Genomic DNA, 12,569 nt, shown 5'->3' with positions numbered 1-12,569 from the left:
CTCCCTATCTCAAACGAGCTTTCTCTTTCTTTACCACTAATGGAGGGTAGCCAAACCGATCGCAATATCCTCCCTTCATTAAAGACGAATAATAGAACGAGAAAGTTTCAAATTCAGTAAGAAAAAACAAGAGCAATGACACCAAACGCAATTAAAAAGAGTCCGATCATGACACAGGACATCGTCACGACCCACCAAGGGATTGAGTCAAGAGCTTTTGTTTCAATAAAGAAAAATATACTTTCTTCTTTATTAGTGTTCTCAGAGGCTCTTGATCGACCAGCTGTATTTGACTTTGCAGCCTCAAGACGATGAAACAAATATCTGGGACTACCTACAAACGCAACACCAGCAATCCAAAAAATCACAGCTATTGTCCAAGCCATACGTGATTCTCCTTTCTTTAAAACGCCTGTTTGTTCAGTAGTATGAACGACTTTCACAAAAAAAACACCTCAGTCTGTGAGGTGTTTAGCGTTTGATTCGTTCTGACTTGGTATACACATTGAATCTTCCGTGACGAATAAAGCCAACGGTGGTGATGTTTAAATCATCTGCTAATTGAATGGCGAGCTCAGTCGGCGCAGATTTCGAAAGGAGAACGCCAATTCCCATTTTTGAAAGCTTAATCACTACTTCAGATGAGATTCTCCCGCTAAAAGCGACGCTAAGCTCAGACGATTTAAGCTGATGACGAAGAACATAACCGTATAATTTATCTAGGGCATTATGTCTCCCTATATCCGTTCTTGAAGCTAAAAGTTCGCCGTTTCTAAAGATGGCCGCATTATGCACACCACCAGTTGTTTTAAAAGTGGTAGATTGATTTTGGAGGGTTTTCATGTTTTCCAGACACTCGTCTGCCGTTAGCTCTGGTGCCTTCATAATGGTTCTAGCCGTCTTTGAATCACTTTGCAGGTAAAAGTGTCTACTCTTCCCACAGCATGATCCAATGACTCTTTTTGTATATGTATCAGAAGTTAAAGGTACGTGAACGCTTGCTTTTACGTTTACAATTCCCTGACTTTCATTAAAGAGCATTTCTTCAATATCTAGAGAAGACCAAATCACTCCCTCTGAAGCTAAAAACCCAGTTACCATGTCTTCTAAATGCTCTGGTGTACACACGAGTGTTGCAAATTCTGTGTCATTAATCCGAAGCGTTAACGGCTTTTCAAGAGCGATTTGATCTTCTTGTTCAATCCATTCGCCTGCTTGATAGCTCAAAACCATTCGATCTGTTAAATGTTTTGATTCATTCTCCATGATTACCCACCTATAAAGGACATTTCAATCTTTTCTCGGGTTAACACACTTTCTTCCGTTCGTTCATCTGAATAGCGATCATCCCGTCCATGCCATAATTTTGCTAACATGCTCCTTAGCTCTTCATCGGTAGCACCGTTTCGTAATGGATTTCGAAGACTTGTCCCTTTTGAAGCAAATAAACATGTGTACAGCGCCCCATCTGCAGAAAGGCGTGCCCTTGTGCAGCTTGAACAAAATGAATCGCTAACAGATGAAATGACGCCAATCTCTCCGGACCCATCAAGATACTGATAGCGCGATGCCACCTCTCCAAAATAAGATGCATCCACTGGTTCTAGATCATATACTTCAGATAACTGATCAATAATTTCCTTTTTGCTCATCACGTGATCAAACTTCCAGCCATTCGAATTGCCGACGTCCATATATTCAATGAACCGAACGATATGGCCACTATTTCTAAAATAAGATGCCATAGGAACAATTTCATGGTCATTAACGCCTTTTTGCACCACCATATTGATTTTCACCTGTAGGCCGGCATCTGCTGCAGCTTGAATCCCTTCAAGGACAGGTTTGATTTTCGTGCCTCGTCCATTCATCTTGCCGAATGTTTCATCATGAATGGCATCTAAACTGACATTCACTCGTGTTAAACCAGCCTCTTTTAATTTGAGTGCCTGCTTTTTTAAGAGAGAAGCGTTAGTTGTCAGTGCAATATCATTTAAGCCTTTTATATCAGCTAACATTTTAATTAAAACGTCAAGATCTCTTCTTAGAAGAGGCTCACCTCCAGTAAGACGGATCTTTTCAACCCCCATTTCAACAAACAAATGAGCAAGCCTTGTAATTTCTTCGAATTGAAGAAGACTTGTTTTTGGAAGGAATTCATAATCTGGACCGAACGTTTCTTCCGGCATACAATACCGACAGCGGAAATTACAGCGATCTGTAACCGATATGCGAAGATCCCGAAGCGGGCGTTTGAACTCATCATACACGAAATTTTCTGTTGCCATTATCTTCGCTCCTTTCAAACAATCCTAATGTGCTAATCGTAACGCTTTCGTGCACATTTTTCCAGTAATAACGCCGTTCTTACATAAAAAAGGAGTGCGGCATCACGCACTCCTGAAAGATTACTCACTCATCCCTGGCATTTCCTGTGCTTGCTCCATTACTTCTTTTGGCACCTTCACATCTTCCACTTCATTGTACTGATCATAAGTTGAATCCATTTCCATTTTAGTAGATATTGTTTCTCCTTCCATACTTATTTCACTGTCCATCTTCATTTTCAAGTTCGTTGGAAGGAAAGTTTCCTTATCAACTGTATACGTGTAGGCGACTTCATTCACTTTCATTTGGTCCATCGCTTCTTGCATCATTTGATTTTGTGAACCCATTTCTTCAGCTGTTTTTTCCATTAAGCCCTGAAATTTCTCACCTGATGCTTTAAGGGACATCACGTACGATCCATCTTCTTCTGTTAACGAAAATTCATCAACATAGTCTACCATCATTTCCATTTGCTCGGCAGGATCACCTTGTGTTTCTTGGAGAGTAAGCATCTCATCTGTCATTTCATCAGGAAGCTTCATCCACTGCTCTCCCTGTTTCATATAAAAGCCTTCTTCAGTAAAGTACTGTTCTGCTTCCATGCTCTCCCCATTCGCTGTCATCTCCAACATTTGATGAAAAGCCATCGGCTCCAGACTCATGTCTGAATCAATAACAGTATTCACTTCCATCTCTTCCTCGCCTGATCCAAGGATTTGCGACATATCGGCACTCATGTGGAAGTTCTCAATCTCTTCCTGGGCAGCAATCGATTTCTCAAACACATCTTTTGCATCAATGCCTTCCTCAACTTTTACTTCCCCGCCTGATTCTGTTGTTCCACTACACGCTGCTAAAACAAGCATGAGCGCACTAACTAAAGCAATCATTTTAAATTTCATTTGCCTCTCCTCCTCATTTTTTATCTACTAGTAATACGAGTCAAATAGGAAGAAGTTTCACATAAAAACAGTTCATTCCAGCTAAATAACACAAAAAAACCGGCTAAATTGCCAGCTTTGATTAACTAATGGACTTTGTATACCGATCTGCAACGCTACTAGCTCCATAAGAATCAGGTTTAATGCGTGCAATGTATCCCACAGAGGTGACCCAACCCACTACTTCTTGGATGACTTTTCTCGTTTCACCCTGTGTCCCAACATCTAGATGGATTTCAATTGGCCACGCTTCTAACAACTTTGCAAAGCCTTCATTTTTTAACGATTCCATGAGCTCAAGACTCATTTCAGTCTCTTTATAAATACGATGCCTGAGCTCATGAATCGGTTTTTGCTTCACTTTACGGTAGAAAATTCGTGCGCCTTTACCTACTCGGTGAATAATGAGGGCTGTTACAAACTGCGTTGCTTTGCGGCTTGTCTGAGAATCAGTTCCAATCACAATGCGATAGGTTCCTTTAGGATCTTCCTTCGTATAGTTTTCAATTAACTGTGTGACCTGTTCGATCGTTACTTTTCCAGCTGTTGGACTTATAAAATCCATGAATATTCCCTTCTTTCATCAGGATAGTAGTTAGTACTATGTTTATTCATTTGCTAGAAAATATGTACGACTCGAACAGAAATCTCTAACTGTTATATAAACTTCGATCTTCAATCTGTCCGTTTTGTTGATGAACAACTAGCTCTGCTGGCCGATTGTCATCACAAACCTTTCTTCCATATTGGTAAGCTTCTTCTTTCGTATCAAACGTTTTTGTTGCGCGGTCTGCGCCCTCTTTCTTTAATTCCCATGAACCTGTTGATCCATTTTGAATGTGATAAGTGGTTTTTGCTTTCATATATTATATACCTCCTCAACTACCACATACCATTCTTTATGTGCACATAAACCTATGCTCTTGAAAATGGAAGGATTTCAGCTGGCTTTTTTTGATGGACAATTGTGAGTGTCTTATACCCCTCTTTCTCTTTCACTAGAAATGTCTTACTTGTGATTGGTCGTTTAGCTGACCACTTGATTGAAGCTGGGTTTTGCCAGGAATCATGCGTAATGAGCTCTTGTTTATAGTAATAACAATTTCCACTCATGTAACGTTCACAGATGTAGCGTACGGTTTGTTTTGTATGCATCCTCCAATGTTCCTTTCCTATCTTGATTCATGAATAAAACCGCAGCTGAGCTGCGGTCTTCTTATTATTTCCCATCTTTTAGAAGAATAACGTTTAACGCTGGATCTTCATCTAATAATCCTAATGCAATTGCTGTGTAGTTTACTCCTGCTTCCACTGGTAAATTAGGAAGATCTAACACAGCTTTATCCGTTCCGGCTGCTCGGATTTCTAAATTGTACGTGCCTGGATCAATGAATTGATACTCTGAGTTTTGAGTAAAAGCTAGATTTTTGATGAGAGCATCTCCGCCTTTTATACCAATGTCAACTGCTGGTGCATTTGGCGAAGCATGGACTGCTCGCAAACCAGCTTTTTCCCCTGATCCTTTTTTATCTTCTAATACTTTTAGGGATAGGTTCTCAAGCTTTCCAACGGCAAGCACTGAATAATTCTTACCGGCTTCAACAGCAAGCTTTTGTTCAAGAACCGGCTTACCTTCTCCATTTGCTGATGAAGCATAGACCTGAATCGTTTTTTCTCCTGGAGCAAGACTTGCATAGTCCGTGACATCTTTAAACGCTACATCTTCAAAAGCAGGCTGACCATCTACATAAATATCTACTGCTGGTGCATCAGGTGAAGCATGAATCACTCGAACATTGGCATTATTATTTTTTTCTGACGCTAAGCTTTGTGGAGAAATTGCTATACAAATTGCTACAACCATTATAAAACTCCATAACCACTTCATAAACGACATCCCTTTCTTTTTGTTTGTTGACTTGCCTATTTTTTACTGAAAGGGAATTATTATTCATGAATTTACGAGAGATTCTTCACATCTCTTATTTCGAACGAACGCTATTTTTTCGCATACAGTAGTAATGAAATCTGTTTGTAAGGATGTGAAATCATGCCGGCAATCGTCGGAGCTATTAAAGTAAACACGATTGGAAGTAGTGGTGTTTTCCATGTCGGCGATGTCTTTATTGTTTCTCCAACGAGTGCCGTACGGACATTTGCTGGTGGGGGTTCATTTAATACCGGAGATGGGTTAAACGTGAGCAGTTCTTATAGCGTCACAAGTGTGAACGATAGTGATGTTGCGGATCAAAATGTGGTTGCGAATATTTAAGAGGGCATTCACCTAATTATGTTCACAACATACAATTAAATAAGGTGAGACCAACATTTTGATACGGGAGTTGATGGTCAATGTATCCAAACGATAATTTCTACGCGATCTTGCAACGGATGCAACAAAGCATTGAACAGCAAAACAATCGTATCAAAATGCTTGAAGATATGATTGATGAGTTAAGAGATAACTGCAATGAGTTATCAAAATCGCCTAAAACAAACATTGAAAAGATCGAATACAAATTTGATCAGTTAAAGATCGAAAGACTGGATGGCACCTTGAATATCGGCCTTACTCCTAATGGAGGAGCTGATGTGCTTGATGACTTTACCGTTAACGGTGGAAACGGAATGAATCCTTCGAATGTCCCGCCTGAAGCGGTTCAATCCATTCAACAAAATGTGCAATCTTATATGCAAAATGGTGCCTTGCAGAAGCTTGGTGAATTAGAAAACAAATTCAACTATCCGCTTGATGATCCTTATCGCCATTTTATCTTGAATGATATTCAAAAACAGCTTGATCAGAGAATCAATTATTACGTGAATCAACAAATGTCGCGTACACCAAACGGGGATGTTGAGCAACTTGTAAATGATGTATCAGAAAAAATCAAAAGAGATATTTCGAATGGTATGGAAGCTTTTCTAAAAAACTTACCGGGAAGGGCTGACTTAAATTGAATTACACCGTTATTAACAGGGGATTATCAGTAGGCCACATCGAGATTACAGCTGTCGCAAGCTCGTCTGTGTTGCTTGTTGGTGACACCGAATCAATCGTTTGTTCCTCCATATTTGATACACCCCCTGAATCGTTAATTATCTCAAGACCATTTGTACCATTATCCACCTCATAAGGAATTGATTAAATGTATAGTCGCTCTTCGTTAGTGAACTGGATTTACGTTACTTCTGTTGACAGTAGTGGGACAGTGCAAATTGGGGATAGTAATCAGATAACGCCAGAAACTAAAATCTATGCCTTACAAAGAGAACAGCCTATTTTTAACGGAAATGAAGTGGAAGACCTCTCACAATTCCCTATATACTCACAGCCACTTCCACTCCCTCTTCTAACAGAAAACGTAAGGCAAACAACCATTCACGAGCATCCTATTATTAAGGTTGGCAGTATACGCGTCACAGGTGTCGCTGCTTCATCCGTGCTACACGTAGGTTCTACAAAATTCATTCGATCAGAAGCTCGAGTGAAACATAATCGGGAATATTTCTCTGACCCTTATGGAGATGAAGATTAAGAACGCAATGGCTTACGAACACATACACTACGATATAACGAATCAAAGGGTGTTCATTTATGCCTTCAATCGTAGGACCAGTTAAAATTAATAGTGCAGGTGGCGTTGTAAACTTTGGGGATAGTTTTAACACTACACCAAAATCAACATCGAAAACATATACTGGTTCAGGAGGATTCAATACAGGGGATTTTCATATTGTGAACAACGGGTTCAGCTTAACGAATTCCCTTGATCCAGATGTTTCGGATGAAAACATCACCGCTAACAATTAGGGAGCTGAAAATTCGTGAATTTCTTTGTGAACCAAAACATTGTCATTCACCAGCTCAGGGTCGATGGAATCGCGAATTCATCTGTTCTCCAAATTGGCAGTGCTGGTATCATTAAACCACTTTCAAACCTCTATAACACAGGGGGATATACAGAACCTGCTCCTGAGCTATCATCCGCACAAGTTTCTGAAGAGACACCATATGTGCCACTTGCCCCACCAACATAAAAAAACCGCCATTTGGCGGTTTTTTTATTCAAAGGTAAGGACAACTCTTCCATTAATATCTCCATTCTCGAGTTCTTCAAAAATTTGATTAATTTCTTCTAGTGGACGAGTCTCAATAATCGTTTTCACTTTTCCTTCAGCTGCAAATTGCAAAGCTTCCATTAAATCTTTACGGGTACCTACAATAGACCCTATCACTTTTACGCCATTTAGCACTGTATCAAAAATCGGGATTGGCATTTCTTCTGGAGGTAACCCCACAGCTACCACTGTTCCACCTCGACGGACTGCAGCATATGCTTCGCTAAATGCGGGTTTAGAAACGGCTGTACATACCGTTGCATGGGCGCCGCCAATTTCTCTATGAATAAATTCTGCAGAGTTTTCTTCTAAAGGATTAACAGTAAGGTCTGCACCAAGTTCTTTCGCCAAAGTTAACTTCTCATTATGAGTATCGACGGCTACAACATGAAGGCCCATCGCTTTTGCATATTGAACAGCTACATGTCCCAAACCGCCAATTCCATAAATAGCTACCCATTGTCCAGGTTTTGCCTCGGTTACTTTTAATGCTTTGTATGTTGTGACACCAGCACAAAAGATCGGGGCCACTTCTTCAAAACTTAAGTTATCTGGAATTCTCACAGCGTAATCAGCGTCCGCTTTACAATATTGCGCGTATCCTCCATCCACAGAGTATCCTGCATTTTGCTGTTCTTTACAAAGCGTTTCACGTCCTGTTAAACAGTAATCACAGTGACCACATGCGGAGTATAGCCATGGTACTCCAACACGGTCTCCTACTTTAAGATGCGTAACCCCTTCCCCTACTTCTTCAATAACACCAGCCCCTTCGTGACCGGGAATGAGTGGAAGTTTTGGTTTTACTGGCCAATCTCCATGAGCAGCGTGTAAATCCGTGTGACACACACCACATGCTTTAATGCGTACTAATATTTCTCCATGTCCAATGACAGGTTTGTCCACGTTTTTTACTGATAGCGGTTCTTTAAAGGCATGTACAACGGCTGCTTTCATAGTAAAAACCTCCATTTGATGAATGAATTTTTGTTTCCTTCTTCATCATAATGGAGGCGTTTTGGGATGACTGTTACATTTGTCACAAGTTATGATTATTCTTCTGCCTTTTGTTCCTTTGTTTTGGTTCCTGCAGAGTCCTCAGTTGACTGTGAAGAGTCTGCAGCAGACGTGTTTGAACTTGCGTCACTTGAGTTACTTGTTTCATTATCTCCACCGGATCCTGAAGTCCGGTCATTTTCATTGCTACCGTTGGCTTCCTCTGTATTAGATGAAGCTTCATTCGTGGCGTTCTCTTCATTCTCACTTGCTTCCGTATCATCTGGCTGGGTGTCTGAACTTGAACCATCTTCTTCTGTGCCAGATTCTTCTCCATCCGTACCATCATTACCTGAGTCCTCGTTACCAGAATCTTCATTGTTCGTTTCTGGTGTAGTCTCACTTCCGTCGGTACTCTCGGATTCCGTAGTTTCATCAGGCGCTGAATTTTCATCAGGCTCATTGGATGGCTGAGATGGTTCTTTCTGTTCTTTCTGTTCTTTCTGTTCTTTCTGTTTGTTTGACTCTTTCTTTTCCTTAGGTTCTTGTTTTTCTTCTTGCTTATTCTTAGGCTCTGTCTTTGCTTTTTCCTTAACAGTGTCCTCTGTCTTTTTCTTAGGTTTTTCTTCTACCTTCTCCTTTTTCTCTTTCTCCACCTTTTTTACAGTAGGCTCAGAATTCTTTTCTACCGAATCATTTGATGTTTTTTTCTTTTTGGGCAATGGTGCTTTTTTCGGCTCTTCTCCTTTAAAATACAGCTCTTTACTAATATTGGAAGAAGGCGTTGCTTTATTAGCCTGTAATCCAGTCGTCTTATCAATTTCTACTTCTTCAATGGAATCTGGCTGTTCAAAAGCAGGTGTATCTTTACCTTTGGATACTTCACTCATCACATGACGGAACAGCAATTTTGCAATGTCATCATCTTCTTTATGAATGTAAGTATCCTGAGTTGTCTTGTCATACCCTGTCCACACCGCTGCAGTATAATTTGTTGTGTACCCAGAGAACCATGCGTCTGAAACACCATCTCCATGAATGCCTTCTTCAAGACTAGTTGTCCCTGTTTTTCCGGCTAAATCTAGACCTTTAACTGCTGCCTGCATACCAGTTCCTTCTTTAACGACCGTTCGTAGCATGTCCGTAATCATATAAGCTGTTCCTTCACTCATTGCTTTTTCTGGTTTGGACGAAAGCTTCAGTTCCTTTCCATTTGGATAGACTACTTTTTCTACGCTATAAGGTTTATGGAACGTACCGCCCGAACCAAATGTTGCATAAGCTCCAGAAAGCTGTAAAGGAGAGATTCCTTTCGCGAATCCACCGATCGCGTAGGCAGGATACGTTTCTTCAATTGAGATCCCTAGCTTCTTAGCAAAGCCTTGCGCTTCTTCTCCTCCTACTTCCATAAAGGCCTTAATCGCTGGAATGTTATATGACCATTGAAGAGCTTCTCGAATCGAAACACTACCTTGAAACTCGTCATTCCAGTTCCGAAATTCTTTTCCATTTAGCTCAAGTTCTTCATCGATAAACTGTTGATTTGTTGACCATTTCAACTTTTCGATACCAGGAGCATAATCAAGGATTGGTTTAATGGTTGAGCCTGGTGAACGTTGCAATTGAGTCGCGTAATTAAACCCTTTTTGAACATCGTCATCACCTGTTTGGCGATTTCCTCCAATGGCGCGGATAGCACCTGACTGGGTATCAATAAGTGAAATACCAGCTCTGAATTTCTCGTCTGGATAGTCGACTACCTGATTTGTTGTGAGCGCCTCATCGACAATGGTCTGTGCTTTTGGATCGAGCGTCGTATAAATTTCCAGTCCTCCTGAATAGAGGGCATCTTCAGGGATACCTGCTTTCTCAAGGTCATCAATCACTTGATCAATAAAAGCATCATTTGTTGTAGACTGCTCTTTCTTTTCAACGATTGAATCTTGAATGGAGACGGCTGCCGCTTCTTGGCGTTCTTTTTCAGAGATAAACCCATGTTGCTCCATTAAACTTAATACGATTGCTCGACGATCTTGTGCAACTTTTGGGTGTTTATATGGATCGTATCCAGAAGGACGTTGCGGAAGACCTGCTAACAATGCCGCTTCAGCTGTCGTTAACTCGTCCAACGATTTATTAAAATACGTCTCAGCTGCTGTGGCAACGCCATAAGCTCCCTCTCCAAAATAAATTTTATTTAAATACATTTCTAAAATTTCTTCTTTTGAATATTGTTTTTCTAATTCCATTGCAAGATAAGCTTCCTGAACTTTTCGTTTGACGGTTTTATCTGGTTCAAGAAGCATATTCTTAACGACCTGCTGGGTAATTGTACTTGCTCCTTCTGCCCCAAAGCCATCTTGAATATTAGCGACGACTGCTCCACCGATCCGTTTCAAGTCCACGCCATTATGCTCCCAGTACCTAACATCTTCTACAGCAATAAATGCATTCACGACATGTTCAGGTATTTGATCAAATGAAACCACTTTCCGATGTTCTTTTCCGACAATGTCCGTTATTTTCTTTCCCTCTGCATCAAATAAAGTAGATGATTGCGGTAAACTTAATTTATTCCCTTCAAGCGTCGGAGCTTCATTTATGTAGGCATACGTTTGGTAACCTCCAAAAGTAAGGACAAACACCATTAGAAAAGCTGCTGTTAATAAAACGTTCCGTACAAAATGCTTCTTTTTCTTTCGACCTTCCTTTTTACCTGTATTTGGTTCTTCCTTCATATTTTTTTCCATTATAATCCCCCTTAACGTAACTCTCCATAGAGAGGGGTTACCCAAATGTTTCATATTAAAAACATTTATTAAGAGATTGAAACAATTTATTAACATGCCTCATATAGTATTAACGTCTACTTAATATAGGAGAGGGTGAAGGAAGTGTCCGATAAACTGCTTGATTGGGGATATCTTTTTAGAAACCGTGTCTTAGCTAGAAACAAAAGTATCACTTCCTCACTGCTTATTCGAATAGAAAATTGGTTAGATGAAATGCAACATTCTACTCAACCGCTAGAAGAAGAAAAAGAAAAAGAGCTCTATGAAGTTGCTCACTCCTTATATCAAGAGTGGCGAAACTTGCAAGAAACTTCTGTACCGATAGGAGGGCATACCTTACCGCCATTGCCATACAATTACAATGCACTCGAACCAGTCATTAGTGAAAGAATTATGAAACTACATCACGATATTCACCATCAAAGTTACGTAGATGGCTTAAATAAGGCTGAACTTGCTTTACAAAAAGCTAGAAAGAACAATGACTATGAACTTATTAAACATTGGGAACGAGAATTAGCTTTCAATGGAGCAGGTCACTATCTTCACACGTTATTTTGGCGGATTATGAGTCCAAATGGTGGCAAACCAGATCGTGAACTTTTAACTGAGATTCAAAATAGCTTTGGATCATTCGATCAATTCAAGCTGCAGTTTACGAATGCAGCGAATAAAGTAGAAGGTTCAGGTTGGGCAATTCTCGTCTGGTCTCCCGTCTCCAGAAGACTTGAAATACTACAAGCTGAAAAGCACCAGAATTTGAGCCAATGGGATATTGTTCCCCTCCTCGCGATTGATGTATGGGAACATGCCTATTATTTGCAGTATGAGAATAAACGAAAGAACTACATCGAAAACTGGTGGAAAATCGTAAATTGGAATGAAGTAAACAAACGATTTGCGAAAGCTCGTCAATTAAAATGGAAACCGTTCTAAAAAAAGACAAAGGAAAAAGCAAAGGGTATCCTTTGCTTTTTATTACGTTTATGTGCGGTATGGTCCGTATCCATAAGGTGGTCGACCTCCAGGGTTTCCTGGATTTCCGGGGTATCCATATCCGGGACCTGGATAACCACCATAACCGGGGCCTGGATAACCGTATCCAGGTCGTGGCGGAGGATAGCCATATCCACCGTATAGTCCTGGAATTAGGAAAGCAGCACCTAACAACCCTCCTGCAAGTCCCCCTGCAAGCCCACCTGCAAATCCACCAATAAAGGGATATGGCCGTTGATAAGCATATTGCCTTATTTCATGAGTCATTCGTGTTTCTGGATAATGATAGAAGTTCCCCTGTGAGGGGAGATAATTGTCCATAGTCTCCTCCCTTTCCCGTTGGCTATCATGATAGTTGCCTACAGTATAGGGTATGAGAAGTTTCTTATTCGGG

18 protein-coding genes are annotated in these 12,569 nt (G+C 40.5%); 7 read left to right on the top strand and 11 right to left on the bottom strand.

The window, feature by feature from the left end:
• Window positions 1-113: 113 nt before the first annotated feature.
• The 8 genes from PQ511_RS00845 to PQ511_RS00810 all read right to left on the bottom strand — a co-directional run bounded on the left by PQ511_RS00845 (window position 114) and on the right by PQ511_RS00810 (window position 5,157).
• The gene (locus PQ511_RS00845) at window positions 114-386 is read right to left on the bottom strand and encodes a hypothetical protein (protein ID WP_273850038.1); all 273 of its coding nucleotides are present in this window, start codon (window positions 384-386) and stop codon (window positions 114-116) included.
• Window positions 387-471: 85 nt separating this feature from the next.
• Window positions 472-1,266, bottom strand: a complete 795-nt coding sequence (fdhD, locus tag PQ511_RS00840) for a formate dehydrogenase accessory sulfurtransferase FdhD (RefSeq protein ID WP_273850037.1) — start codon at window positions 1,264-1,266, stop codon at window positions 472-474.
• A gap of 2 nt (window positions 1,267-1,268) precedes the next feature.
• On the bottom strand, window positions 1,269-2,288 hold the full coding sequence (gene moaA, locus PQ511_RS00835; protein ID WP_273850036.1) for a GTP 3',8-cyclase MoaA: 1,020 nt from the start codon (window positions 2,286-2,288) through the stop codon (window positions 1,269-1,271).
• Between the two features lie 120 nt (window positions 2,289-2,408).
• Entirely contained in the window at window positions 2,409-3,230 is an 822-nt protein-coding gene (locus PQ511_RS00830) for a DUF6612 family protein (protein WP_273850035.1), read from the bottom strand.
• Between the two features lie 121 nt (window positions 3,231-3,351).
• On the bottom strand, window positions 3,352-3,834 hold the full coding sequence (locus PQ511_RS00825) for a ribonuclease H-like YkuK family protein (protein ID WP_224595206.1): 483 nt from the start codon (window positions 3,832-3,834) through the stop codon (window positions 3,352-3,354).
• Window positions 3,835-3,919: 85 nt separating this feature from the next.
• Window positions 3,920-4,132: a DUF2188 domain-containing protein gene (locus PQ511_RS00820; RefSeq protein WP_273850033.1), complete on the bottom strand. Its 213-nt coding sequence runs from the start codon at window positions 4,130-4,132 to the stop codon at window positions 3,920-3,922.
• Window positions 4,133-4,184: 52 nt separating this feature from the next.
• Window positions 4,185-4,424 (bottom strand): hypothetical protein, encoded by a 240-nt coding sequence (locus tag PQ511_RS00815; protein WP_273850032.1) that lies wholly within the window; start codon window positions 4,422-4,424, stop codon window positions 4,185-4,187.
• A 64-nt stretch (window positions 4,425-4,488) separates the two neighbouring features.
• Entirely contained in the window at window positions 4,489-5,157 is a 669-nt protein-coding gene (locus PQ511_RS00810) for a DUF4397 domain-containing protein (RefSeq protein WP_273850031.1), read from the bottom strand.
• A gap of 162 nt (window positions 5,158-5,319) precedes the next feature.
• On the opposite strand from PQ511_RS00810, the gene PQ511_RS00805 reads away from it, so the two are divergent.
• The 6 genes from PQ511_RS00805 (at window position 5,320) to PQ511_RS00780 (ending at window position 7,310) form a co-directional block, all read left to right on the top strand.
• The gene (locus tag PQ511_RS00805; protein ID WP_224595221.1) at window positions 5,320-5,541 is read left to right on the top strand and encodes a spore germination protein; all 222 of its coding nucleotides are present in this window, start codon (window positions 5,320-5,322) and stop codon (window positions 5,539-5,541) included.
• A gap of 80 nt (window positions 5,542-5,621) precedes the next feature.
• Complete coding sequence (gene gerPC, locus PQ511_RS00800) at window positions 5,622-6,230, top strand: spore germination protein GerPC (protein WP_273850030.1); 609 nt, start codon at window positions 5,622-5,624, stop codon at window positions 6,228-6,230.
• Window positions 6,227-6,406 (top strand): spore gernimation protein GerPD, encoded by a 180-nt coding sequence (locus tag PQ511_RS00795; protein ID WP_273850029.1) that lies wholly within the window; start codon window positions 6,227-6,229, stop codon window positions 6,404-6,406. Before gerPC ends, PQ511_RS00795 begins: the two co-directional genes overlap by 4 nt.
• A 12-nt stretch (window positions 6,407-6,418) precedes the next feature.
• Window positions 6,419-6,808: a spore germination protein GerPE gene (locus tag PQ511_RS00790; RefSeq protein ID WP_273850028.1), complete on the top strand. Its 390-nt coding sequence runs from the start codon at window positions 6,419-6,421 to the stop codon at window positions 6,806-6,808.
• A gap of 59 nt (window positions 6,809-6,867) precedes the next feature.
• Entirely contained in the window at window positions 6,868-7,083 is a 216-nt protein-coding gene (locus PQ511_RS00785) for a spore germination protein (RefSeq protein WP_273850026.1), read from the top strand.
• A gap of 14 nt (window positions 7,084-7,097) precedes the next feature.
• The gene (locus PQ511_RS00780) at window positions 7,098-7,310 is read left to right on the top strand and encodes a spore germination protein GerPB (RefSeq protein WP_273850025.1); all 213 of its coding nucleotides are present in this window, start codon (window positions 7,098-7,100) and stop codon (window positions 7,308-7,310) included.
• Between the two features lie 24 nt (window positions 7,311-7,334).
• Here PQ511_RS00780 and adhP read toward each other — a convergent pair whose 3' ends face one another.
• The gene (adhP, locus tag PQ511_RS00775) at window positions 7,335-8,348 is read right to left on the bottom strand and encodes an alcohol dehydrogenase AdhP (RefSeq protein ID WP_273850024.1); all 1,014 of its coding nucleotides are present in this window, start codon (window positions 8,346-8,348) and stop codon (window positions 7,335-7,337) included.
• A gap of 95 nt (window positions 8,349-8,443) precedes the next feature.
• Window positions 8,444-11,137, bottom strand: coding sequence for a transglycosylase domain-containing protein (locus PQ511_RS00770; RefSeq protein ID WP_273850022.1), 2,694 nt, complete (start codon window positions 11,135-11,137; stop codon window positions 8,444-8,446).
• A 144-nt stretch (window positions 11,138-11,281) separates the two neighbouring features.
• Here PQ511_RS00770 and PQ511_RS00765 point away from each other — a divergent pair, with 144 nt between their 5' ends.
• On the top strand, window positions 11,282-12,115 hold the full coding sequence (locus tag PQ511_RS00765) for a superoxide dismutase (protein ID WP_273850020.1): 834 nt from the start codon (window positions 11,282-11,284) through the stop codon (window positions 12,113-12,115).
• 48 nt (window positions 12,116-12,163) lie between these two features.
• Here PQ511_RS00765 and PQ511_RS00760 read toward each other — a convergent pair whose 3' ends face one another.
• Complete coding sequence (locus tag PQ511_RS00760; protein WP_273850019.1) at window positions 12,164-12,496, bottom strand: hypothetical protein; 333 nt, start codon at window positions 12,494-12,496, stop codon at window positions 12,164-12,166.
• Window positions 12,497-12,569 lie beyond the last annotated feature (73 nt).

Origin of the sequence: Guptibacillus spartinae, assembly GCF_028610625.1 — a bacterium.
Lineage (GTDB): Bacteria > Bacillota > Bacilli > Bacillales > Guptibacillaceae > Guptibacillus > Guptibacillus spartinae.
Note: the sequence above shows the minus strand (reverse complement) of the source record. Positions and strands in the feature narration are given on the sequence as shown.

What these genes read in the sequence shown, in the direction of transcription:
- PQ511_RS00845 (WP_273850038.1), bottom strand. Translation starts at nt 386, where the DNA reads ATGGCTTGGACAATAGCTGTGATTTTTTGGATTGCTGGTGTTGCGTTT.
- fdhD (WP_273850037.1), bottom strand. Translation starts at nt 1,266, where the DNA reads ATGGAGAATGAATCAAAACATTTAACAGATCGAATGGTTTTGAGCTAT.
- moaA (WP_273850036.1), bottom strand. Translation starts at nt 2,288, where the DNA reads ATGGCAACAGAAAATTTCGTGTATGATGAGTTCAAACGCCCGCTTCGG.
- PQ511_RS00830 (WP_273850035.1), bottom strand. Translation starts at nt 3,230, where the DNA reads ATGAAATTTAAAATGATTGCTTTAGTTAGTGCGCTCATGCTTGTTTTA.
- PQ511_RS00825 (WP_224595206.1), bottom strand. Translation starts at nt 3,834, where the DNA reads ATGGATTTTATAAGTCCAACAGCTGGAAAAGTAACGATCGAACAGGTC.
- PQ511_RS00820 (WP_273850033.1), bottom strand. Translation starts at nt 4,132, where the DNA reads ATGAAAGCAAAAACCACTTATCACATTCAAAATGGATCAACAGGTTCA.
- PQ511_RS00815 (WP_273850032.1), bottom strand. Translation starts at nt 4,424, where the DNA reads ATGCATACAAAACAAACCGTACGCTACATCTGTGAACGTTACATGAGT.
- PQ511_RS00810 (WP_273850031.1), bottom strand. Translation starts at nt 5,157, where the DNA reads ATGAAGTGGTTATGGAGTTTTATAATGGTTGTAGCAATTTGTATAGCA.
- PQ511_RS00805 (WP_224595221.1), top strand. Translation starts at nt 5,320, where the DNA reads ATGCCGGCAATCGTCGGAGCTATTAAAGTAAACACGATTGGAAGTAGT.
- gerPC (WP_273850030.1), top strand. Translation starts at nt 5,622, where the DNA reads ATGTATCCAAACGATAATTTCTACGCGATCTTGCAACGGATGCAACAA.
- PQ511_RS00790 (WP_273850028.1), top strand. Translation starts at nt 6,419, where the DNA reads ATGTATAGTCGCTCTTCGTTAGTGAACTGGATTTACGTTACTTCTGTT.
- PQ511_RS00785 (WP_273850026.1), top strand. Translation starts at nt 6,868, where the DNA reads ATGCCTTCAATCGTAGGACCAGTTAAAATTAATAGTGCAGGTGGCGTT.
- adhP (WP_273850024.1), bottom strand. Translation starts at nt 8,348, where the DNA reads ATGAAAGCAGCCGTTGTACATGCCTTTAAAGAACCGCTATCAGTAAAA.
- PQ511_RS00770 (WP_273850022.1), bottom strand. Translation starts at nt 11,137, where the DNA reads ATGGAAAAAAATATGAAGGAAGAACCAAATACAGGTAAAAAGGAAGGT.
- PQ511_RS00760 (WP_273850019.1), bottom strand. Translation starts at nt 12,496, where the DNA reads ATGGACAATTATCTCCCCTCACAGGGGAACTTCTATCATTATCCAGAA.